The following is a 22,613-nucleotide window of genomic DNA, read 5'->3' as shown; positions in this document are numbered from 1 at the left end:
ACTTTTTTTAATAGCATAATGAATGCTCCTTTTTTCTTTTTCCAATAATAAGTTTGAAAATGCATAGGCGAATTTATTGTATAAAAAAGTCAGTTGGCGTATAATTAAATCAAAGGTCAAAGAAAGTCAAACGTTTGGAGGGCTGTAAAGATGGACTTAAATCAAATGACAACAAAAACACAAGAGGCGATTATGAGTGCCCAATCTTTAGCGGTATCTCATCATCATCAAGAAGTAGATACTGTTCATCTCTTGTTTACATTATTAGAAGAGCAAGATGGGTTAGCAGTGCGTATTTTTCAAAAAATGAATGTCGATATAGAAGCGTTAAAGCAAGGCGCCGAAAGTTTAATTAAGAAAAAGCCTTCTGTAACGGGAAGCGGTGCAGAAGTAGGCAAATTATATATAACAGGTGCTCTGCAACAACTATTTGTAAGAGCAGGAAAAGAAGCAGAGAAATTGCAAGATGACTACATTTCAGTGGAACATGTATTGCTTGCTTTTTCTGAAGAAAAAGGCGATATCAATCAATTATTTACAAGATTTCATATTACGAAAGATAACTTATTACAGTCTTTAATGACAGTTCGGGGGAATCAAAGAGTGACTAGTCAAAATCCAGAAGCAACTTATGAAGCGTTAGAAAAATATGGCCGTGATTTAGTGGCAGAAGTGAGAGCAGGGAAAATTGATCCTGTTATTGGCCGGGATAGTGAAATTCGACGTGTCATTCGCATTCTTTCACGTAAAACGAAAAACAACCCTGTTTTAATTGGTGAGCCAGGTGTTGGTAAAACAGCAATCGTTGAAGGGTTAGCGCAGCGTATTGTGAAAAAAGATGTACCTGAAGGGCTAAAAGATAGAACGATCTTCGCGTTAGATATGAGTGCGCTCGTAGCTGGTGCGAAATTCCGTGGTGAGTTCGAAGAGCGTCTGCAAGCTGTATTAAATGAAATTAAAAAGAGTGAAGGGCGTATTTTATTATTTATTGATGAACTTCATACAATCGTTGGCGCCGGTAAAACAGAAGGTGCGATGGATGCAGGGAATATGTTAAAACCGATGCTTGCTCGCGGTGAACTACACTGTATTGGGGCGACGACATTAGATGAATATCGTAAATATATTGAGAAAGACCCGGCGTTAGAAAGACGTTTCCAACAAGTATTAGCAGAAGAACCAACTGTTGAAGATACAATTTCCATTTTACGTGGTTTAAAAGAGCGTTTTGAAATTTATCATGGTGTAAATATTCATGACCGCGCGATTGTAGCAGCATCAGTTTTATCAGATCGATATATTTCGGACCGTTTCTTACCAGATAAAGCAATTGATCTTGTCGATGAAGCGTGTGCAACAATTCGTACAGAAATCGATTCTATGCCGACAGAATTAGATGAAGTAACGCGTCGTATTATGCAGTTAGAAATTGAGGAAGCAGCTCTTGGAAAAGAAACAGATCGTGGTAGCCAAGAACGTCTTAAAACGTTGCAACGTGAACTATCAGATTTAAAAGAAGTTGCAAGTGGTATGAGAGCGAAATGGGAGAAAGAAAAAGAAGACATTCACAAAGTTCGTGACTTACGTGAACATTTAGAACGTCTGCGCCGTGAATTAGAAGAAGCAGAAGGTAATTACGATTTAAATAAAGCAGCCGAACTTCGTCACGGGAAAATTCCAGCAATTGAAAAAGAGTTAAAAGAAGCGGAAGAAATGGGCGCGCATAATAAACAAGAAAATCGTTTATTACGTGAGGAAGTAAGTGAAGAAGAAATTGCAGATATTGTTTCACGCTGGACTGGTATTCCTGTTGCTAAACTCGTTGAAGGTGAACGCGAGAAATTACTACGCTTAGAGCAAATCTTATCAGAGCGTGTCATCGGACAAGAGGAAGCAGTAAGCTTAGTATCAGACGCGGTTCTTCGTGCTCGCGCTGGTATTAAAGATCCGAACCGCCCGATTGGTTCCTTCATTTTCTTAGGCCCTACGGGTGTTGGTAAAACAGAACTTGCAAAAACGTTAGCGCAGTCTTTATTCGATAGTGAAGAGCAAATGATTCGTATTGATATGTCTGAGTATATGGAGAAACACGCAGTGTCACGCTTAATTGGTGCACCTCCTGGATATGTAGGATATGAAGAAGGCGGTCAATTAACAGAAGCGGTAAGACGTAAACCATATTCCGTTATTTTATTAGATGAAATTGAAAAAGCACATCCAGAAGTATTCAACATTTTATTACAAATGTTAGATGATGGACGCATTACAGATTCGCAAGGACGTACAGTGGACTTTAAAAACACAGTTATTATTATGACTTCAAATATTGGATCTGCTCATTTACTAGATGGATTAGAAGAAGATGGCTCGATTAAAGAGGAATCAAGAGACCTTGTAATGGGGCAATTAAGAGGACATTTCCGCCCTGAATTTTTAAACCGTGTTGATGAAATTATTTTATTTAAACCTCTTACAACGAATGAAATTAAAGGTATTGTTGATAAAATTGTAAAAGAATTACAAGGGCGTTTAGCTGACCGTCACATTACAGTAGAATTAACAGACGCAGCAAAAGAATTTGTTGTAGAAGCTGGCTTTGATCCGATGTATGGAGCTCGTCCATTAAAACGATACGTACAACGTCAAGTGGAAACGAAATTAGCGCGAGAATTAATTGCAGGAACAATTACTGACAATAGTCACGTAGTTGTCGATGTAGAAAATAACGAATTAGTTGTTCATGTGAAATAAAAATAAAAAAGAGTTCGGATAAAATCCGGACTCTTTTTTTAGTGTTGTTCTACTGGCTCGTTTGGAATTGCAGCTGAAATCGCTAGTACTAATACAGCAAGAACAACTGAGAAAATAGACGCTTGGTTAAAGTCGTATGTACCGCCAGTCATAGAGCCGATTACATAGCTCATCATATGTACAAGTAAGAACGACCAAATTAATGCCCACATGAAACGCATATTTTACACCTCTATTCGTTCAATCTGTCCTTATTGTAACACAATTGAAAAAAGAATATAGAAAAATATTTGTAGATTTTTCAACGCAAATTTGCATTCCGTTCATACATTATAAAAGAGTGGTTTTATATGTTTAGAAAATAAGGCGGGGGAAAAATGAGTATTACGGAACGTTTTTTTTACTTAGAAAAAGAACCATGTGTCATTTATTTACCGGAGAAGCCAAATGGATTTTCGGTTATGCTCCTCGGTGATTACAACTACTTTATTGAGAATGGTACAAGTTTATGGACACAGCATGCGGGAAGATCTTATTTTTTACATGGCCTTATTGAGGAAGGCTACACAGTCTTTTCTTCTAATTTATACGGAAGGCACTGGGGAAACGACCAATCTGTTCGTCTAGCAAAACGTTTATATGATGTTGTTTTGAGAAAAGAGACGTTAAATGCGAAAATGCACATAATGGCAGATGGTATGGGTGCGCTTGTAGCACTTGAAATGATGAACAAATACCCTGAATGTATTCGTTCTGTCATTATGTTGAATCCATGTTTAGATTTACCAGAATATGTGGAATTTGAGAAAGAGCATAAGTTTTTTTACAAAAGATTAGTGAAGGAATTAAGTTTGGCGTATGATGCCAAAGAAGAAGAGTTAGATTTAAAAATAAATAAGAAATCATTTACGCTTCTGCCATCTTGTGTACCTGTCAAAGTTTTCGTATCAACACAAGAAAAAAGAGGAAGAAAACAACAGTTGCGTAAATATGAGAAAATGAGGCAATTAAATCAATGCGATACTTCTGTCTTGTTCCATCTGCAAGATGTGAAATATAAAATGGTTAGGCAAACGACTGATTTCTTTAAAAAATATGAAGAAGAATTGTGAAGCTCCCATATACATAAATGAGGAGCTATTTGTTTCAAGGAGAAAGGGTTGGTGGTATGGAACGCGTGCTGATAATAGGTGCACTTACGTTTGTAGGTTATCACCTTGTGAATAAAATGATCGCAGAAGAAGTAGAAGTGTATGGTCTTGATTTTGATGAATTCAATAGTATGACCAAAATTAATGAAGAGAAGTTATTGTTAATTGGGCGAAATGCGTTATTTACGTATTATTCGATAAGAGATGAAGATGGATGGAGATTAGTAGAGGAAGAGAGATTCGATACTGTTTACTTTTGCTTATATGAGCCAAATCAGCAATGTGGATTTCGGAATGAAAGAGTCATATTACAATATTTAAAGCGAATTATAAGAATGTGTGAAGAACAAAAATTGAAGTTAAATTTAATTTCTTCTATTGAAGTAGGTAGTACAGATGAATCGGAAAATAAGCGCATATTTTTGAAAGTAGAAGAAGGATTGAAAAAAGGGGATTTACAATATAGTGTATTTCGAGTTCCTACATTATATGGACCGTGGCAACCGTCTTTTATGATGTATCATCAGCTCATTTTATCAGAACTGGATGAGAAAGAGTGCTATTATGCGAGTGAGGAAAACGGAAGTGATCTACTGTACGTGGAAGATGTATGTGAATACTTATGGGAAAATGGAATGAACGAGCAGCATCTCGGTATATACAATTTGCTTAGTGGTAAAAAGTCATTATGGAAAAAAGGTATGAACCTTTTACGCGCGGATGATAAAGTAAATAAAAATAATAACGAAGTAAGAGATGAGGCTATCGAGGTAATTTCGATAAAAAGAAATACTCCGTTAGAATACGGTTTAAATAAGCAACTGGCACACATGAAAAAATATAAAGAGTTATACGAAGGGTAGCACGCGTGTTACACTATTGTATGTGAAAGTTTTAATGGAGAGGAAGAGTATAATATGAACGAAAAAAGCATGCAGTTTTTACAAATCGCAATGAAGCATTTACCAGAAGCAAAGGCCATTTTAGATGATAATGGAATTGCGCTTGATATGGAGAAAGCACAACCAGTATTAGAGTTATTGATGAAAGTTATGAACGAAGCATATGAGCTTGGGAAAGCAGATCAACAATAAAACCCTTTCTTTTTGAGGAGAAAGAGGCTCGAACCGTCGAGAGAAGCGGTTCGAGCCTTTTTATATTTCAAAAGAAACAGGGAAGGTATGTTTCTGTTTCTTTTAATAAACAATAAAGTGAATAATGCCTAGCTTTATGTTTTAGCTGAAATATATTCTAGACAAAAATACATTTATGTTTTAAAATTAGTACCAAGTCATAATAATTGATATAAAACGGAGGGCTGCGATGTGAACGTGGGCATTTTAGGGATCGGAAGATATGTGCCGGAAAAAGTAGTCACAAATCACGATTTAGAGAAGATAATGGATACATCCGATGAATGGATTCGTACGAGAACGGGAATTGCCGAAAGACGCATTGCCGATGATACAATAGATACTTCGTATATGGCCGTAGAGGCTGCTAAAAAAGCACTTGAAGATGCAGGGGTTAGCGGAGAAGATATCGATCTTATTTTGGTGGCGACAGTAACACCAGATCGTGCGTTTCCAGCAGTAGCTTGTGTCATTCAAGAAGCGATTGGAGCGAAACATGCAGCTGCAATGGATGTAGGTGCAGCATGTGCTGGTTTTATGTACGGAATGATTACAGCGCAGCAATTTATTCAAACGGGAACTTATAAAAATGTATTAGTAGTTGGTAGTGATAAACTATCTAAAATTGTAGACTGGAATGATCGAAATACAGCGGTACTATTTGGAGACGGAGCCGGTGCTATCGTAATGGGAGCTGTTTCAGAAGGAAGAGGCGTTCTATCTTTCGAATTAGGAGCAGACGGAAGTGGCGGTAAGCATCTTTATCAAGACGAGTATGTTATGATGAATGGCAGAGAAGTGTTTAAATTTGCCGTTCGTCAACTTGGTGAATCTTGTCTTCGCGTGCTGGATAAAGCTGGTCTTACGAAAGAGGATGTGGATTTCTTAGTACCGCATCAAGCGAACATTCGTATTATGGAATCTGCAAGAGAGAGATTAAATTTACCACAAGAAAAAATGAGTATGACAATTGAAAAGTTTGGTAATACATCAGCTTCTTCAATTCCAATTGCAATGGTAGAGGAATTGCAAAATGGACGTATTCAAGATGGTGATTTAATTATACTTGTTGGTTTTGGCGGCGGATTAACATGGGGAGCAGTTGCTCTTCGTTGGGGTAAATAAGGACTGAGAGAAAAAAAGGAGTGTATTTTGTATGGAAAAAAAGAGGGTCGTAATTACAGGACTAGGAGCTGTTACACCGATCGGTACAGATGTTGAAACAGCGTGGGAAAACATTAAAAAAGGTGTATCTGGAATCGGACGACTTACAAGAATTGATCCGGAACTATTTCCAGCAAAAGTAGCAGCAGAAATTAACGACTTTGAAGTCGAGAAATATATTGATAAAAAAGAAGCGCGCCGTATGGATCGCTTTACACAATATGCAGTAGCAGCAGCGAAAATGGCAGTTGCAGATGCAAAGCTTGAGATTACAGAAGAAAACGGACCTCGAATTGGTGTATGGATTGGATCTGGTATTGGCGGTATGGAGACATACGAAGAACAATTTAAGATTTTTACTGAGAAAGGTCCGCGCCGTGTGAGCCCATTCTTCGTGCCGATGATGATTCCAGATATGGCAGCAGGTCAAGTATCAATCGCAACAGGAGCGAAAGGAATTAACACTTGCTCTGTAACGGCTTGTGCATCTGGTGCAAACTCAATTGGTGATGCATTTAAAGCAATTCAGCGTGGTGATGCTGATGCAATGATAACAGGCGGAGCTGAAGCGCCGTTAACAAGTATGGCATTCGCAGGATTTAGCTCAGCGAAAGCATTAACATTTAATGAAGACCCAGCAACGGCTTGCCGTCCATTTGATAAAAACCGTAGCGGTTTCGTAATGGGTGAAGGTTCAGGTATTTTAATTCTTGAAGAATTAGAGCACGCATTAGCTCGTGGTGCTCACATTTATGCCGAAATCGCTGGTTACGGTGCAACTGGTGATGCATTCCATATTACAATGCCGGCTCCTGGTGGTGAAGGCGGCGTGCGTGCAATGCGTCAAGCTTTAGCAGATGCAGGTCTACAGCCAGAAGATATTGATTACATTAATGCGCACGGTACAAGTACGGATGCGAATGAAAAGTATGAAACGATGGCAATTAAAGAAACGTTCGGTGAGCACGCGTACAAAGTAGCAATTAGCTCAACGAAATCAATGACAGGTCACTTATTAGGAGCAGCTGGTGCTGTTGAAGCGATCTTCTCAATTAAATCAATTACAGACGGAGTAATCCCTCCAACAATTAACTATGAAACACCAGATCCAGAATGTGACTTAGATTACGTACCGAATCAAGCGAGACAACAAGAAGTAAATGCAGTATTAAGTAACTCACTAGGATTCGGTGGTCATAACGCAGTATTAGTATTTAAATCGTATAAATAATAGATGAAATAAGGAGTTTTTTCGTAGCATATTACGAAAAAACTCCTTATTTATTTTTACGTCTTTTTCTCTTGTAGCATATACATAAGAAAAAAGGAGGGATAAAGATGGGGGTTATTGAAACAGCTGAATGGCTACATTTATATTATGGACGGCCAGAAAAACTTTGTGAGAAATTTACGAAGTATATTCCGTTGCCAAAAGAAAGGTTGTATCGCTTTTTGATTTCAAAAGGGATGTATCGTCCGGTCATGCATGGGGAAAAGGAAATTAAAGAATTAGAGGAAAAGGAAATTTGGAAAGAGTTGAGCTTGGAGTATGATAAATTGAAAAATTGGTTGAAAGGTCCGGATGTCCCTGTCTTTATTTTATTATCAGATGCCTATAATCGAACTGTACAAGAAGAGTATAACGGTAGAGCTGGATTATCTATGCGTCATGTTATTTTCTTATTTGTATGTGGACGGAATTCGGTGGAAGAATTAAAGGTGTTATTGGCGCATGAATATCATCACATATGCAGGTTACATCAAATTGAGACGAAAGAAACAGAATATACATTACTTGATACGATGATTATGGAAGGGCTAGCTGAGCAAGCGGTAACGGAAAGATATTCAGAAAAAAACAATGCACCGTGGACGATGTATCTTTCAAAAGAAGAGGCTATTTATTATTGGAAAAATGTTGTACATGAAAGAATAAGTATAAAACGAGGAACAAGGGAGCACGACATCTTATTAAATGGATTTCACTCTTATCCGAAGATGCTTGGCTATGCGCTTGGATTTCATATTGTCAAAGATTGTGTAACATTGGAAGGAGAAGATACACTTTCTTTATTATCTATAGATGCAAAAGAAATATTGAATAAAGCAAATACATTTCATATATAAAAAAACAGGAGCTCTATTTCCTGTTTTTTTAGTATTAATAGAAGAAAAAATAATAATTAGAATATATTTCCTTAGGTGGAATAAAGTTAAGAAAAATTGAACATAATGATTGATACAAACAGTAGTGAAGTGAGGGGTAGTGAATGTTATATCTACATGATGTATGGGTAAATTGGTTTGAAGGTGAAGAGAATGGGTATAACGTTTGTCATTTTTACGAATGGCGGAAAGATGATACGATTGAGCTATTAGATCAAGTGCCATTATTAAAAGTAGATGCCACATTATATCATTACATCGAGGACGAATTGTTAGAGCTTCCGCAAAAATTGTTGGAAGACGTACATCATAAGGCTTATATTCGTAAAAATCATGAACGTTTGCAGCAAGAGTATTGCTTTGTTGTTACAGATGGAAAAGGAATTATTGCGATTGATACAATTGGTTACAATGTACCTATTCGTAAAAGCAGACTTATACCACGGCAAGAGCAGATGGTATATGAGATGGTAGAAAACGTACAAGCAGAAAAGTATGAGTTCCAAGTAGAAGAAACAGAAAAAGAACACCACATTTTATCACCATCGCCTTTCATTATGAATGGCTTGACTCGTAAAGAAAGACAACTAAAACAATTATTATTTATGGCGTTAGATCAATTACATACAACGAAAAATACAGCGGAAATTCGCTATTGGTACACAGAGTGGGATCCGTCAGCATATGGAACGGTCCAACATATGGAATTTGAAGATATTTGGGCAAGACTATATGATGAAGCGAAATCAGGCTGGTCTGAGAAGCACGAACAATTATGCGAGCGCCTTGTAAAAGGACAGCCGTTTTTTGAAAAGTTATGGGAAATGGAAAATGAGCAAAAGGTAAATTAAAAAACCGCCAATTGGCGGTTTTTTAATTTGGTGAAATCCAGCTCCAGCGGCAAGAATGTTCGGTGGCTTCGCGCCTTCCTGCGAGGCAAAAAGCGCCTTTACGTCAGGAGCTCCATCCCCCTCACATTCTAAACGAGCCGCTTCCACTTTATATGTAATTTAGCTCCGGCTCCTAGCCCTTCGCGTCTAAGAACCTTCCCCACGAGAAGGTAAAAAGCACCTTCTGTGGGAAAGAACTTTAGCCGTCAGGGCTAAGCAGTCGCCTCCGCTTTTTATGTTACCTACGTTTTCTGCTTAGTCCCATTGCGTTTTCTACTTTGCGTAGTTGTTTGAATGCAACGCGGTTTGCTTTTTCGGCACCTTTGTCTAGAATTTCGTCTAGTTCTGGGGAGCTGATTAGTTCGTTATATTTGTCTTGGATTGGGCGAATTGCTTCTACGACTACTTGTGCTAAGTCGCCTTTGAAGTCGCCGTATCCTTTTCCTTCGTACATTGCTTCTATCTCTTCAACTGTTTTTCCTGAGAATGAAGAGTAAATTGTTAATAGGTTAGAGATTCCAGGTTTATTTTCTTTATCGAATTTCACGATACCTTCTGAATCTGTTACAGCACTTTTAATTTTCTTTTCAATTGTTTTTGGTTCATCAAGCATACTGATCATTGATTTTGGATTCGGATCAGATTTACTCATTTTTTTCGTAGGTTCGGTTAATGACATAACGCGAGCTCCTACTTTTGGAATACGAATTTCAGGAACTATGAACACTTCACGGAAGCGTTTGTTGAAACGCTCTGCTAGATCACGTGTTAATTCCATATGTTGTTTTTGGTCATCACCAACAGGTACGATTTCTGTGTTATAAAGTAAAATATCAGCAGCCATTAATGGTGGATACGTAAGTAATCCAGCTGGAACTGAATCTCTACCTGAAGCTTTATCTTTATATTGTGTCATACGCTCTAATTCTCCAACGTAAGCAACAGATTGCATGATCCATCCTAGTTGAGCGTGTGCAGGTACTTCTGATTGTACAAATAAAGTAGCTTTTTCAGGATCGATGCCGCATGCTACATAAAGTGCAGCAAGACTACGAATGTTTTTGCGAAGTTGTATAGGATCTTGAGGTACTGTAATGGCATGTTGGTTTACAATACAGAAATAGCAATCGTGTTCGTTTTGAAGCTCTGTAAATTGCTTCATAGCCCCTAAATAGTTTCCAAGTGTAATCGTTCCGCTTGGCTGAATACCAGAAAAGATAACTGACATAATTATTTCCTCCTAAATTTGAATGCGTGATAGGGAAGAGAAGGCAAACAAAAAAGCCCATTCATCCCAAAAAACTATAGGGACGAATGGACCGCGGTACCACCCTAATTATTTCACTACTGTGAAATCTCTCTAATCCATAGTAACGTCTGGATATAACGCCAAGGCCTACTACTTTCGGTTCGGTTTGGTGCTCAAAAGCCCATTCCATACTGTACAATTACTTGTTCACACCGACCACAAGCTCTCTGAAATTGCATCAATATGTACTCTTCTTTATCATCGCATACATATAAATTTATTTATTGTTACTTGAGCTCTTTTAATATGAAAGAACTAAAGTTTTATAACAAAATGTTTTGCTGATTATTATATCATATGGGATAGTGTTTGCAAACTACATCAAAATAGTAAAGCTAATGAGGGTCGAGAACAACCCAAGAACGATACCTGTAATACAAATTGGATATGTCCATTTGAATGAATATGTTTTATAAATACGTTCTTTCTTATCTGTAGGTTCATCGACTTCTTCAATTAAAGAGTCAATCTTTTTGTTCGTGCCAAATACTCTCTGGAAAGCGTAAAGAGTTACATTGAAAAATCCATTTTGAAATATGAATAAAAAACCACCTATCAGAATAAAAAATAGCGCGATATAAAACGAGATGTTGACAAAGTTCAACAAAAATTGAGATGAAATGAGGAATGCACCAATACTAGAAGCAATCATCGCTATAAAAATTAGTATACAAGTATGAAAAAAAACTTTATTCAAAATATTCCCCTCCGTCAAAATATTACTAGAATTATTATACTATAAAAGCTATAATAAGTACTAGAAATAATTTTTTGAAAATTATACACAATTAAAGGTCTGATTTTAAGATGATGGTAGCAATGTTAACGTATCCCTTTACGAAAAATTAAAAATATAAACATTTTATTAAAAATTTTAACAAAAAAACAAAAAACTATATTCACAATCGTCGTATTATATGTATAATGAAAATTGTAGAAACTTGGAGATTATTCTTTCAATTCTACTTTTTAACAAGTGAGGGTACAGGAAGTGCAATTAGGGGAGGCAACACAACATGAAGAAAAAGATACCGTTATTACTTGCATCAACTTTAACTGCAAGTATGTTGCTTGGCGCGTGTAGCTACCAAAAAGATGATGCAAAAGCAAAAGGGAAAGAGAACGCTACGAGTAGTAGTAACGGAAAACAGATTCTTAATTTAACAGAGTTATCTGAAATTCCGTCAATGGATGCATCATTAGCATCTGACTCTTCATCTTCTACAGCATTAAATAATACGATGGAAGGTTTATATCGTATTGGCAAAGATCAAAAGAGAATGCCTGGCGTTGCAGAAGATGTCGAAAAGCTAGATGATGGGAAGAAATACATATTTAAATTAAGAAAAGATGCGAAATGGTCAAATGGGGAACCTGTAACAGCTAAAGACTTTGTGTATTCATGGAAAAGAGCCGTAAATCCAGATACAAAAGCAACGTATTCGTACATTATGTTCGATATTAAAAATGCAGAGAAAATTCATAAAAAAGAATTACCTGCTGACCAATTAGGTGTAAAAGCGATTGATGATTATACATTAGAAGTGGAATTAGACAATCCCGTTCCTTACTTTATCGATTTAACAGTTTATCCAGTATTTTACCCGCTAAATGAAAACTTTGTAAAAGCACAAGGTGATAAGTTTGGTTTAGAGGCAAATACAACATTATATAACGGTCCATTCGTTATGAGTGATTGGAAACATGAACAAAGTTTCCAATTCAAGAAGAATCCTTCATATTGGGATAATAAAACGGTTAAAATCGAAGAAATCAACTTTAATATTGTAAAAAATACAGCAACTGATGTAAATTTATATGAGACAAACGCGATTGATCGTGCGGCTTTAACGTCTGAATTTGTTGATAAGTTTAGACAAAGCCCAGAGTTCCAAACAAGAAAAGAAGCAGGGGTTGCTTACTTAAGATTTAATCAAAGTAATCAGTACTTAAGTAATAAAAACTTAAGAAAAGCAATTTCAATGTCCTTTGACCGTGATAACATTGCGAAAGTTATTTTAAATAACGGTGCAATTGGAGCTTACGGATTTGTTGGAAAAGATTTCGCTGAAGGTCCGAATAAAAAAGATTTCCGAGCTGAAAATGGAAAGCTAGTTGAAACAAATCCAAAAGAAGCGAAAAAGCTTTGGGAAACAGCGAAGAAAGAGCTTGGAACTGATAAAATCGAACTAGAATTCTTAAACTTTGATAATGAAGATGCTAAAAAAGTTGGTGAATTCTTAAAAGGTGAGATAGAAAAGAACTTACCAGGTTTATCAATTAAAATTAAACAGCAACCATTCGCACAAAAAAATAAATTAGAAGATTCTCAGCAATATGATATTGCGTTTGGTATTTGGGGACCAGATTTCCCAGATCCAATCTCATATTTAGATATGTTTGTTACGAATGGTTCTCAAAATAAAACAGGGTATTCTAATCAGAAGTATGATGAGTTAATCCTAAAAGCTAAAACAGATACAAAAGATTTACAAGCTCGCTGGAACAACCTTCTAGAAGTAGAGAAGATGTTAATTAAAGAAGATGCAGTTATCACTCCAATCTTCCAAAAAGGTTCAGCGTATGTAGTAAAAGGTGCCGTAAAAGATATTATCCCAATTAACTATGGTGGTAAATTAACTTACAAATGGGCATCTGTTGAACAAAAATAATCTTTTTTTTCCATCGTTTACAAGGGTATATGCCTATGATGGGCATATGCTCTTATTTTAAAAAAATAAAAGTAAGAATATTTTAAACTATCTTATTGCTTTTGAGAAAAACGGGGAGGTGCTTGACTATGGGACGTTATGTATTAAAACGTTTCGTGTACATGGCTTTGACATTATTTTTAATTACTACACTGACTTTCTTTTTGATGAAATTACTTCCGGGTTCTCCGCTTAAAAACCAGGAGAAGCTATCACCGGCACAAAAAGAAATCATTCTTGAAAAATACGGATTAAATGATCCGGTACCAGTTCAATACGCACGTTACTTAGGTAACTTAGCAAAAGGTGATTTAGGGGTATCATTCCAATATGATAACCGCCCAGTAACAGACATGATTGTGGATCGTATTGGACCATCAGCCCAATTAGGTTTACAAGCGATTATATTAGGGACATTTATCGGTTTAATTTTAGGTATTGTTGCCGCACTTCGTAATAATACGTGGGTGGATTATAGTGCAACAGTTATTTCGGTACTCGGAATGTCGGTACCATCATTCGTATTCGCCGCATTACTACAATATTTCGTAGGGGTAAAACTTGGTTGGTTCCCGGTAGCATTCTGGAAAGGACCAGAGTTTACTGTAATGCCTACAATTGCATTATCGATGGGAGTTATCGCAACAATCGCACGTTTCTCTCGTGCAGAATTAATTGAAGTTATGCAGTCAGACTATATTTTAACAGCGAAAGCAAAAGGAATTAGTCAAGGCGTTATCATTGTAAAACACGCACTTCGTAACGCGTTAATTCCAGTTGTAACAATTTTAGGACCAATGGTTGCGGCATTAATTACAGGAACACTTGTTATCGAGCAAATTTATGCTGTACCAGGACTTGGGGAACAATTCGTTAAATCGATTACTTTAAATGACTATACAGTTATTATGGGAACTACGATTTTCTATAGTGCAATCTTCATTTTAGTTATTTTCATTGTCGATATTTTATACGGAATTATTGATCCTCGTATTCGTTTAGCGGGAGGGAAAAAATGATGAAAGATGTACAAAAATTATCTCCAGATTTATTTCAACAAGCCAATCAAAATAATGTTGATAATGAAGTCATTGCCCGTCCAAGCTTAACGTTTTGGCAAGATGTAAGAAGACGTTTGTTCCAACATAAAGGTGCGATGCTTGGCCTTGTATTATTAGTAATCATTGCGCTATTAGCGATTTTTGGACCGATGGTAAGTAAACACTCGTATAAAGAGCAAGATTTAGGTCGTGCGAAATTACCACCAAAAATTCCAGTTATTGAAAATGTTCATTGGTTACCATTTGACGGTACAGATCAATATGGTGTTGACCAATATGAAAAACGTGATATTAAAGAGTACTTCTGGTTTGGTACAGATGATCTTGGCCGTGACTTATGGACAAGAACATGGGGAGGTACACGCGTATCATTATATATCGCTCTTTTAGCAGCAGCAATTGACTTAGTAATTGGGGTTGCATACGGAGGTATTTCAGCATTCTACGGCGGTAGAGTAGATAATATTATGCAACGTATTATGGAGATTATTAACGGTATTCCATACTTAATCATCGTTATTTTAATGGTAATCATTATGGGATCTGGTATTTGGTCAATTACACTCGCGATGGCGATTACGGGTTGGATAGGGATGTCGCGGATTGTTCGTGGACAAATCCTAAAGTTAAAAAACCAAGAATATGTATTAGCATCTCGTACATTAGGTGCAACAAATACACAATTAATTGTGAAACATTTAATTCCAAACGTAATGGGACCTATTATCGTAATGACAATGTTCACAATTCCATCAGCGGTGTTTGGTGAAGCGTTCTTAAGTTTCATTGGTTTAGGAATTCAGCCACCATTCGCGTCACTTGGTTCTCTTGTAAATGATGGTTATAAATCTATTCAAACGTATCCACACATGATGTTCATCCCTGCGGTTGTCATCAGTATGTTAATTCTAGCATTCAACTTAATGGCAGATGGATTACGCGATGCGTTAGATCCAAAAATGCGTAAGTAAATGAGGAGGGAGAAGTAAAAATGAAAACATTGTTAGAGGTAAAAGATTTACAAGTCTCCTTTGATACACATGCAGGTGAAGTACAAGCAGTGCGCGGAGTTACTTTTGATTTGAAAAAAGGGGAAACATTAGCGATTGTAGGAGAGTCTGGTTCTGGGAAATCAGTTACTTCTAAAGCGCTAATGGGGTTAATCCCAAATCCTCCAGGCCGTATTAAAAATGGAGAGATTGTATTTGACGGTCGTGATTTAACGAAATTAACGGAAAAAGAAATGCAGCAAGTTCGTGGTAAAGATATCGCGATGATTTTCCAAGATCCAATGACATCATTAAATCCAACGATGACAATTGGGAATCAAATTATGGAAGGTCTTATTAAACACCAAGGGATGAGTAGAGGAGACGCACGTAAAGTTGCGTTAGAATTAATCGACCTTGTAGGTATTCCAAATCCAGAAGCACGTTTAAAACAATATCCTCACCAATTCTCAGGTGGTATGAGACAGCGTGTAGTTATTGCGATGGCGTTAGCTTGTAACCCGAAATTATTAATTGCCGATGAGCCGACAACAGCGCTAGACGTTACGATTCAGGCACAAATTTTAGAACTTATGAAAGACATTCAGCAAAAAACAGAAGCGGCAATTATTTTCATTACGCATGACTTAGGTGTAGTAGCAAACGTTGCTGACCGAGTGGCAGTTATGTATGCTGGTAAAGTTGTTGAAATTGGAACTGTAGATGAAATTTTCTATAATCCGAAACATCCATATACTTGGGGCTTAATCGCATCTATGCCAAGTTTAGATGGTTCAGAGGAAGAGTTATACGCAATTCCTGGAACGCCTCCGGATTTATTGAAGCCGCCAAAGGGTGATGCTTTTGCACCACGTAACCCACAGGCGCTGAAAATTGATTTTGAAATGGAACCGCCTTTATTTAAAGTAAGTGATACACACTATGCGGCAACTTGGTTACTTCACGAGCAAGCTCCAGAAGTAAAACCGCCGGCAGTTGTTGAAAAACGTATTCTTCAAATGAAAGCAGGTGAACAACATGACTAAACAACGTGAGAAATTAATTGAAGTAAAAAATGTAAAGCAGCACTTCGACGTGAGTGGTGGTGTTGTCAAAGCGGTTAATGATATTTCATTTGATATTTACCGCGGAGAAACATTTGGTCTTGTAGGAGAATCAGGTTGTGGTAAATCAACAACTGGAAGAACGATTATTCGTTTATATGATGCAACTGCTGGTGAAGTATTATTCGATGGTGAAAACGTACATGGTAAGAAATCACGCACAGAATTGAAGAAATTCAACCGTAAAATGCAAATGATTTTCCAAGATCCATACGCATCACTAAATCCTCGTATGACAGTAGGGGATATTATCGCAGAAGGTATTGATATTCACGGATTAGCGAAAAGTAAAAAAGAGCGCATGGACCGTGTTCATGAACTACTAAACACAGTTGGTTTAAATAAAGAGCACGCAAACCGTTTCCCACACGAATTCTCAGGTGGACAACGTCAGCGTATCGGTATCGCTCGAGCGCTTGCTGTAGAACCAGAATTTATCATTGCCGATGAGCCGATCTCAGCACTTGACGTATCGATTCAGGCGCAAGTTGTAAACTTACTGAAAAAGTTACAAAAAGAAAAAGGGTTAACATACTTATTCATTGCCCATGATTTATCGATGGTAAAATACATTAGTGACCGCATCGGCGTAATGTACCGTGGTCAAATTGTAGAACTGACAACAAGTGAAGAGTTATATGCGAATCCAGTTCATCCATATACGAAATCACTATTATCAGCAATTCCGCTACCAGATCCAGATTATGAGCGTAATCGTAAACGTATCGTATACGATCCATCGCAGCATGATTACGGTAGCGAAGTGCCAACAATGCGTGAAATTCGTCCAGGACATTTCGTACTATGTTCTGAAGCAGAGTATAAGAAATATAAAGAAATCTATCAATAAAAAAGAGCCATTCTTCCATTGCGGAAGGAGGGCTCTTTTTTCTACTATATAAAATTACTAAACTTGAACAGAAATACTCTCTTCTTGTTCTTCAGGTTTAACTAGTGCGTAACGTTCCCAAGCTCTACTTTTCCAGCGGAAGAACATAATAATGGCACGTGTCCATTCGTCGATGGCGATCGCTAGCCAAATACCCACGAGCCCCATATCTAAATGAAAGGCGAAAAAGTAACCTAGTGGTAAACTCATTAACACCATAGAAAATGCACCGATTAAAACAGGATATTTTGCATCACCAGCTGCACGAAGCGAATTAATGATGACGATGTTCATCGTACGTCCCGTTTCAAGTAGTACACTTAGTAAAAGAACACTTGCGCCTAACCTGATAATGTGCGGATTATCTGTAAACAGTCCCATTAATTGTGTACGGAATGTAATAACGAGAGCGACCATACATAAAGTTACACCAATCGCCCATTTTACACTTTTCCACAAACGTTCGTATGCTTCATCCTTTTCGCCACCACCAACAAGGCGGCCAATAATAATGGCTGTTCCCATACCAATCGCAATTGCAAATAAATAAGTGAACATGGAAATGTTAGTAGCGTATTGTCTAGCAGCTAATGATTCCGTTCCTAAGTACGTTGCGTAATAAAGGAAGACGATTTGACAAGCTTGATACATCACTTGTTCAAATGCAGATGGAATGCCGATTTTTAAAATTTTTCCAATGTATTCTTTGGATAAAGTGAAGTAATATTGTAATTTCACACGATATTCCATAACGCGATATAGTAACCAGAAGAAAACAATAAGTGCGATCAATCGACTGATAGCGGAAGAAATTGCAGCCCCTTGTACACCGAGCTCAGGGAAACCAAATTTCCCGAAAATGAGTACGTAGTTTCCAGCGATATGAATAATATTCATTCCGAGTGAAATAAACATCGCTTGCTTTGTAAAACCGTGTACACGGATAATTGCGGCTAATGAGTTAATGATAGCTTGCAGGAAGATTGCCCCTCCGACGATAGATAAGTAGTTTTGCGCATACGTTAGTACATCGCCTTGTAAGTTCATTGCGAGCATCATATGTTCCGAAAATAAAAGAAAACCAGCGCTTATAACGAGCCCAACTATTAAATTTAATGTGACGGCTAATGCTGATATTTTAGATGCTTCCATAAAGCGTCTGGAACCGAGGTATTGAGATACAACGATAGCAGCGCCGTTCCCGATGACTTCTAATACCAAAATCGCAATATGGAGATATTGATTCGCTGCACCAACCCCAGATACAGCATCGTCTGATAATGCACTTAACATGAAAGTATCAGCGATCCCCATCAACATAAAAAGAAAAACTTCTAGAAAAATAGGCCATGTTAATAAGAATAAACTTAATTTCTCTGTCGGCCCATTTTTTGCCTGAATTGCTGTCATGTCCGTCCCCTCTTTACCGATATCTATTTTTAGCAAAATGTATCGTAACATACTTTCTTATCCTTTGCACTCATTTTAGCCTATATATTTTTAATATGAAGGGCCTGCTATTTTATGTTGAAAAGGGTGGGATAATTATACATAAAATATTATAAAATATAAAATTTATTTTTCTCTGATAATTTAGAAAAATATAAAAAATAATTATTTTTGGCACTTTAGTAAGGAAAATAGACAATATAAAACGTTTACAAAGATATATTTTTTAACACAAAATTTTAATGAAATAGAAATATAAATATACAAAAAATATATTTGTGTGTATAATATGAATTATTAGAACATATATATATTTCTTTCTGTTTGAAAATGAAAGGGCTAACATTTTTTGGAGGGTGGAAGTATGAAAAAAAAGATACCAGTTTTTGTAGTATCAACAGTAGCAATGAGCATGATATTAGGGGCATGTAGCTACCAAAAAGATGAACCGCAAGCAAACGCAAAAGGGGATAGCGGGAAAAGCGGTGCGAAGCAAGTTCTTAATTTAATTGAAACACAAGAAATTCCAACGATGGACCCAGCATTATCAGCTGACGCAGTTTCTTCAAAAGTAATGAACAACACGATGGAAGGTCTATACCGCCTTGGAAAAGATGATAAGTTAGTTCCAGGTGTAGCAAAAGAATTTAAAAAGTCAGAAGACGGTAAAAAATATACATTTAAATTACGTGAAGACGCGAAATGGTCAAACGGTGAGCCTTTAACGGCGAAAGATTTTGTATACGCATGGCAAAGAGCAATCAACCCAGACACAGCTGCGAAATCAGCATACATTATGTATGATATAAAAAATGCAGAGAAAATTAATAAAAAAGAGATGAGTCCTGATCAATTAGGTGTAAAAGCAGGTTCTTTCCCGTATTAGTTGAACTCTCGTAATAGAATCTTTTTTCGCAAAATATCAAAATTATTCCTGCCATACATAATCCGTTTGATGAGCTTTGTTTTATTCACACTGCCTTCCGCTAAACCATTACTATAGGGATATTTACAAGCATGGAGTACAGACTCAAAATCTCGTTTTATTCCATGTAGGAAGGAGTCTACTTCTGGAATAGAAAGTTTTTCTGCTTTAAGTATCCATTCAGACAATTTTTCATACTGTTTTTCTGCCAGTATAGTTTGAAACTGGTATAGCAAAGTTAACAATTCCTGAACAGATGGATAAAGCTCAAAAATTTCTTCTATCTGTTGACTCTTCAATGCAGGATCCCCTGCTGGATTAAAGATCAATCTAATAATTTTTTGTCTAGGAATAGAATGAAAAAATGGTTTCTTGATGTTCTGTTGCTTCTTGAGCAATCGGATATGGTAACGAGTTGTAGAAACACTGCCTGTGTATCCTTGCAAAACTAAATGATCATGAATTTTCTTTGAGGAGTATCCTTTTTGCATATATGTAATCATGTGCTCCAAATAAGAATTGATTTTTGTAGTTCGACCAGAACGGGTTTGTACACTGATTGTTCGTAAATTTTCCTTTATATACCTTCGTACCGTTCGTCGATCTAAATGTACGTATACAGCAATTTTTCTGATACTCATTCCTTCGGAATGAAGTTTTTTCACCTGTTTGATTATCTGCTTTTTTCGTTGTATGTTTTCAAATCTTTCCCTTTCAAATTTAGTCATGAAAAGAGTAGACAATTGATGTTTAGGCAGATGAATATACTTTTGAAGCGTACGAATGTCCATTGCTAATTCTTTTGCAATCCTAGAAATAGGTATCTTTTTTTTCTGTAATTTTTGCGCGATCACAATTTTTTCTTTTCTGGTAAGCAAAGAGTAAGCTGGATTTATTTCGTCCACTAATGGGCTATTAATTTGTATAGAAGTAGGTAGTAATCGTTGAAAATATTTTTTTATATAATCCATTACGTTTTTTACTAAATGAAAGCGGTCATTAACTTGAATAGCTGTAGGGTGTGCCGCTGTAATTGCATTTCGAAAAGTGACAGAACCGTCTCTAGAAACGATTTCTAGATGGGGAAATGTTTTCAACCAGACAGTCACATCTTCTAAATCCCTAGAAGGGATTAAATCGACGATTTTATGCGTTTCAATATTTACCATAATCGTTCCATATCGATGCCCTTTTTTAATAGCGAAATCATCAATACAGACCTTGGTAATATTACTTTTATCGATTATGATTTCTTTTTTTTAATCCAACGGCAAATGGTGCTTTTACTAATTTTAATTTTCTGTTGATGGAGCCTTTTAGCAGAGTTAATCGAACTCATTTCTAAAGAAAGAGCCAAAATTTCCTTTTGTAAACGCTTTGTTTTGCGTGCCTTCGGCTCGATATAAGGAAGTGGCATGCTAAAAGTCGTATAAGAGCAGCTAGCGTTTATACAAAAAAATTTAGGCAGCTCTAGATGAATAAGGGTTTCAAAATTTGAAACAGGAAGATCTTGAAAAACTCGATAGTATTTTGAATGTACTTTGTCTGATTCCATCATACAATATGGGCATATAGCTTTTATATATTTTGTTTTAGCTTGAAAAACAATTTGATCGTCGATAAATTCATGTTTTACATATTGAATGTTAGAATCTAATACACTTAAAATATTTTCCATCGAATATCCCCCATACCTTTTCCCTATTTTATATGTCATTATATCAATTTCAACTAATACGGGAAAGAACCTAAAAGCAATTGATGATTACACATTAGAAGTAGAATTAGACAATTCTATTCCATATCTTGTAGATTTAATGGTATATCCAATCTTTTATCCTGTAAATGAGAAATTTGTGAAAGAGCAAGGTGCGAAGTTTGGTTTGGAAGCGAACACAACGCTTTACAACGGACCATTTACATTAAGTGATTGGCAACATGAACGCAGTTTTAAAATGACAAAGAGCTCATCATATTGGGACAATAAAGAAGTGAAGCTTGAAGAAGTAAACTTTAATATTGTAAAAGATACATCTACGCCAATTAACTTATATGAAACAAATGCAATCGATCGAGCGACGTTATTAGCAGAGTTCATCGATAAATATAAAGGAAAACCAGATTTCAAAACAGTAGAAGAGACATCTGTATTTTTCCTACGCTTAAATCAAAAAGATCCAGCTTTAGCAAATAAAAATATTCGTAAAGCAATTTCCCTTGCTTTTGATCGTAAGCCGTTCGTTGATACATTATTAAATAACGGTTCTAAGCCAGCAACAGGATTAATTCCTGATAACTTCATTAAAGGTCCGGATAAAAAGGATTTCCGTGCTGAAAATGGTGATATTGTAAAACCAAATGTGAAAGAAGCAAAAAAATATTGGGAAGCTGGTACAAAAGAGCTTGGAAAAAATGAAATTGAATTAGAGTTATTAAATGAAGATGTTGAATTATCTAAGAAAACTGGTGAATATTTAAAAGGTGAACTGGAAAAGAATTTACCAGGCTTAACAGTGAAAATTAAACAACAACCATTCGCACAAAAGTTGAAATTAGAAGATGCGGGTGATTATGTCATGTCATTCTCTGGATGGGGGGCAGACTTCCCAGATCCGATCACATATCTTGATATGTTTGTAACAGATGGGTCACAAAATAAGATGAAGTACTCTAATCCGAAATACGATGAAATCATTATGAAAGCGAAAAAAGATGGAAGCGATGTAAATGCTCGCTGGAAAAACTTACTTGAGGCAGAAAAAATGTTACTTGATGACGCTGCGATTGTTCCAGTATACCAACGTGGTAGAGCATACTTACAAAGAGAAACAATTAAAGATATGTACAACCATAAATATGGCCCTGATGTGAGCTTCAAATGGGCATCCGTAGGGAAATAAA

At 36.5% G+C, this 22,613-nt stretch carries 20 protein-coding genes, 1 pseudogene and 1 other annotated feature; of the genes and pseudogenes, 15 read left to right on the top strand and 6 right to left on the bottom strand.

Annotation, left to right across the window (positions count from 1 at the left end; translation table 11 throughout):
* Positions 1 to 150 precede the first annotated feature (150 nt).
* Complete coding sequence (clpB, locus tag MHI28_RS11330; RefSeq protein ID WP_000365378.1) at positions 151 to 2,751, top strand: ATP-dependent chaperone ClpB; 2,601 nt, start codon at positions 151 to 153, stop codon at positions 2,749 to 2,751.
* Positions 2,752 to 2,789: 38 nt separating this feature from the next.
* Here clpB and MHI28_RS11325 read toward each other — a convergent pair whose 3' ends face one another.
* A complete protein-coding gene (locus tag MHI28_RS11325) occupies positions 2,790 to 2,972 on the bottom strand; it encodes a YjzD family protein (RefSeq protein ID WP_001211948.1) in 183 nt (60 codons plus the stop codon).
* A gap of 156 nt (positions 2,973 to 3,128) precedes the next feature.
* Here MHI28_RS11325 and MHI28_RS11320 point away from each other — a divergent pair, with 156 nt between their 5' ends.
* The 7 genes from MHI28_RS11320 to MHI28_RS11290 all read left to right on the top strand — a co-directional run bounded on the left by MHI28_RS11320 (position 3,129) and on the right by MHI28_RS11290 (position 9,216).
* Positions 3,129 to 3,863, top strand: a complete 735-nt coding sequence (locus MHI28_RS11320; protein ID WP_000028706.1) for a hypothetical protein — start codon at positions 3,129 to 3,131, stop codon at positions 3,861 to 3,863.
* 29 nt (positions 3,864 to 3,892) lie between these two features.
* Positions 3,893 to 4,765: an NAD-dependent epimerase/dehydratase family protein gene (locus MHI28_RS11315; RefSeq protein ID WP_000486171.1), complete on the top strand. Its 873-nt coding sequence runs from the start codon at positions 3,893 to 3,895 to the stop codon at positions 4,763 to 4,765.
* Between the two features lie 54 nt (positions 4,766 to 4,819).
* A complete protein-coding gene (locus MHI28_RS11310; protein WP_001003335.1) occupies positions 4,820 to 4,996 on the top strand; it encodes a ComZ family protein in 177 nt (58 codons plus the stop codon).
* 231 nt (positions 4,997 to 5,227) lie between these two features.
* Positions 5,228 to 6,160 (top strand): beta-ketoacyl-ACP synthase III, encoded by a 933-nt coding sequence (gene fabH, locus MHI28_RS11305; protein WP_001100533.1) that lies wholly within the window; start codon positions 5,228 to 5,230, stop codon positions 6,158 to 6,160.
* A gap of 31 nt (positions 6,161 to 6,191) precedes the next feature.
* A complete protein-coding gene (fabF, locus tag MHI28_RS11300) occupies positions 6,192 to 7,430 on the top strand; it encodes a beta-ketoacyl-ACP synthase II (protein ID WP_000412645.1) in 1,239 nt (412 codons plus the stop codon).
* Positions 7,431 to 7,537: 107 nt separating this feature from the next.
* A complete protein-coding gene (locus tag MHI28_RS11295) occupies positions 7,538 to 8,326 on the top strand; it encodes a DUF2268 domain-containing protein (RefSeq protein ID WP_000538197.1) in 789 nt (262 codons plus the stop codon).
* Positions 8,327 to 8,469: 143 nt separating this feature from the next.
* Positions 8,470 to 9,216, top strand: a complete 747-nt coding sequence (locus MHI28_RS11290; protein WP_000966119.1) for a YjbA family protein — start codon at positions 8,470 to 8,472, stop codon at positions 9,214 to 9,216.
* 277 nt (positions 9,217 to 9,493) lie between these two features.
* On the opposite strand, the gene trpS is transcribed toward MHI28_RS11290, so the two are convergent.
* Together trpS and MHI28_RS11280 are read right to left on the bottom strand one after the other, a co-directional pair.
* Positions 9,494 to 10,483 carry a tryptophan--tRNA ligase gene (trpS, locus tag MHI28_RS11285; protein ID WP_000110979.1) on the bottom strand — a complete coding sequence of 330 codons (990 nt, stop codon included), beginning with the start codon at positions 10,481 to 10,483 and terminating at the stop codon, positions 9,494 to 9,496.
* A 75-nt stretch (positions 10,484 to 10,558) separates the two neighbouring features.
* Positions 10,559 to 10,775: a binding site (T-box leader), on the bottom strand.
* Between the two features lie 105 nt (positions 10,776 to 10,880).
* Positions 10,881 to 11,261 (bottom strand): DUF3899 domain-containing protein, encoded by a 381-nt coding sequence (locus MHI28_RS11280; protein ID WP_001045001.1) that lies wholly within the window; start codon positions 11,259 to 11,261, stop codon positions 10,881 to 10,883.
* Between the two features lie 319 nt (positions 11,262 to 11,580).
* On the opposite strand from MHI28_RS11280, the gene MHI28_RS11275 reads away from it, so the two are divergent.
* From MHI28_RS11275 to MHI28_RS11255, 5 genes are all read left to right on the top strand, one after another.
* Positions 11,581 to 13,236 carry a peptide ABC transporter substrate-binding protein gene (locus MHI28_RS11275; protein ID WP_000727209.1) on the top strand — a complete coding sequence of 552 codons (1,656 nt, stop codon included), beginning with the start codon at positions 11,581 to 11,583 and terminating at the stop codon, positions 13,234 to 13,236.
* 128 nt (positions 13,237 to 13,364) lie between these two features.
* The gene (gene opp3b, locus MHI28_RS11270; RefSeq protein WP_000534168.1) at positions 13,365 to 14,294 is read left to right on the top strand and encodes an oligopeptide ABC transporter permease; all 930 of its coding nucleotides are present in this window, start codon (positions 13,365 to 13,367) and stop codon (positions 14,292 to 14,294) included.
* Positions 14,291 to 15,307 carry an oligopeptide ABC transporter permease gene (gene opp3C / locus MHI28_RS11265; protein WP_340827964.1) on the top strand — a complete coding sequence of 339 codons (1,017 nt, stop codon included), beginning with the start codon at positions 14,291 to 14,293 and terminating at the stop codon, positions 15,305 to 15,307. Before opp3b ends, opp3C begins: the two co-directional genes overlap by 4 nt.
* A 20-nt stretch (positions 15,308 to 15,327) precedes the next feature.
* Positions 15,328 to 16,371, top strand: coding sequence for an ABC transporter ATP-binding protein (locus MHI28_RS11260; RefSeq protein ID WP_000854341.1), 1,044 nt, complete (start codon positions 15,328 to 15,330; stop codon positions 16,369 to 16,371).
* Positions 16,364 to 17,299, top strand: a complete 936-nt coding sequence (locus MHI28_RS11255; RefSeq protein WP_000166354.1) for an ABC transporter ATP-binding protein — start codon at positions 16,364 to 16,366, stop codon at positions 17,297 to 17,299. Before MHI28_RS11260 ends, MHI28_RS11255 begins: the two co-directional genes overlap by 8 nt.
* Before the next feature lie 57 nt (positions 17,300 to 17,356).
* Here MHI28_RS11255 and MHI28_RS11250 read toward each other — a convergent pair whose 3' ends face one another.
* On the bottom strand, positions 17,357 to 18,799 hold the full coding sequence (locus MHI28_RS11250; protein ID WP_002083070.1) for an MATE family efflux transporter: 1,443 nt from the start codon (positions 18,797 to 18,799) through the stop codon (positions 17,357 to 17,359).
* Between the two features lie 352 nt (positions 18,800 to 19,151).
* Between MHI28_RS11250 and MHI28_RS11245 the strand changes: the two are divergent.
* A pseudogene (locus MHI28_RS11245) lies at positions 19,152 to 19,655 on the top strand (ABC transporter substrate-binding protein); the annotation flags it as partial.
* Between the two features lie 14 nt (positions 19,656 to 19,669).
* On the opposite strand, the gene MHI28_RS11240 reads toward MHI28_RS11245, so the two are convergent.
* Positions 19,670 to 20,941 carry an ISL3 family transposase gene (locus MHI28_RS11240; RefSeq protein ID WP_269800728.1) on the bottom strand — a complete coding sequence of 424 codons (1,272 nt, stop codon included), beginning with the start codon at positions 20,939 to 20,941 and terminating at the stop codon, positions 19,670 to 19,672.
* 14 nt (positions 20,942 to 20,955) lie between these two features.
* Positions 20,956 to 21,390, bottom strand: a complete 435-nt coding sequence (locus MHI28_RS11235; protein WP_075717486.1) for a transposase family protein — start codon at positions 21,388 to 21,390, stop codon at positions 20,956 to 20,958.
* Here MHI28_RS11235 and MHI28_RS11230 point away from each other — a divergent pair.
* Positions 21,356 to 22,612, top strand: a complete 1,257-nt coding sequence (locus MHI28_RS11230) for a peptide ABC transporter substrate-binding protein (protein WP_340827963.1) — start codon at positions 21,356 to 21,358, stop codon at positions 22,610 to 22,612. The two genes, MHI28_RS11235 and MHI28_RS11230, sit on opposite strands and share 35 nt — an antisense overlap.
* Position 22,613: the final 1 nt, after the last annotated feature.

Source organism: Bacillus sp. FSL K6-0268 (genome assembly GCF_038005425.1).
Lineage (GTDB): Bacteria > Bacillota > Bacilli > Bacillales > Bacillaceae_G > Bacillus_A > Bacillus_A thuringiensis_S.
The sequence above is the reverse complement of the archived record's forward strand: the minus strand, read 5'-3'. Positions and strand labels throughout refer to the sequence as shown.

What these genes read in the sequence shown, in the direction of transcription:
- MHI28_RS11230 (WP_340827963.1), top strand. Translation starts at nt 21,356, where the DNA reads ATGTTAGAATCTAATACACTTAAAATATTTTCCATCGAATATCCCCCA.
- opp3b (WP_000534168.1), top strand. Translation starts at nt 13,365, where the DNA reads ATGGGACGTTATGTATTAAAACGTTTCGTGTACATGGCTTTGACATTA.
- trpS (WP_000110979.1), bottom strand. Translation starts at nt 10,483, where the DNA reads ATGTCAGTTATCTTTTCTGGTATTCAGCCAAGCGGAACGATTACACTT.
- MHI28_RS11320 (WP_000028706.1), top strand. Translation starts at nt 3,129, where the DNA reads ATGAGTATTACGGAACGTTTTTTTTACTTAGAAAAAGAACCATGTGTC.
- MHI28_RS11325 (WP_001211948.1), bottom strand. Translation starts at nt 2,972, where the DNA reads ATGCGTTTCATGTGGGCATTAATTTGGTCGTTCTTACTTGTACATATG.
- fabF (WP_000412645.1), top strand. Translation starts at nt 6,192, where the DNA reads ATGGAAAAAAAGAGGGTCGTAATTACAGGACTAGGAGCTGTTACACCG.
- MHI28_RS11310 (WP_001003335.1), top strand. Translation starts at nt 4,820, where the DNA reads ATGAACGAAAAAAGCATGCAGTTTTTACAAATCGCAATGAAGCATTTA.
- opp3C (WP_340827964.1), top strand. Translation starts at nt 14,291, where the DNA reads ATGATGAAAGATGTACAAAAATTATCTCCAGATTTATTTCAACAAGCC.
- MHI28_RS11260 (WP_000854341.1), top strand. Translation starts at nt 15,328, where the DNA reads ATGAAAACATTGTTAGAGGTAAAAGATTTACAAGTCTCCTTTGATACA.
- MHI28_RS11295 (WP_000538197.1), top strand. Translation starts at nt 7,538, where the DNA reads ATGGGGGTTATTGAAACAGCTGAATGGCTACATTTATATTATGGACGG.
- MHI28_RS11290 (WP_000966119.1), top strand. Translation starts at nt 8,470, where the DNA reads ATGTTATATCTACATGATGTATGGGTAAATTGGTTTGAAGGTGAAGAG.
- MHI28_RS11255 (WP_000166354.1), top strand. Translation starts at nt 16,364, where the DNA reads ATGACTAAACAACGTGAGAAATTAATTGAAGTAAAAAATGTAAAGCAG.
- MHI28_RS11235 (WP_075717486.1), bottom strand. Translation starts at nt 21,390, where the DNA reads ATGGAAAATATTTTAAGTGTATTAGATTCTAACATTCAATATGTAAAA.
- MHI28_RS11250 (WP_002083070.1), bottom strand. Translation starts at nt 18,799, where the DNA reads ATGTTACGATACATTTTGCTAAAAATAGATATCGGTAAAGAGGGGACG.
- clpB (WP_000365378.1), top strand. Translation starts at nt 151, where the DNA reads ATGGACTTAAATCAAATGACAACAAAAACACAAGAGGCGATTATGAGT.
- MHI28_RS11275 (WP_000727209.1), top strand. Translation starts at nt 11,581, where the DNA reads ATGAAGAAAAAGATACCGTTATTACTTGCATCAACTTTAACTGCAAGT.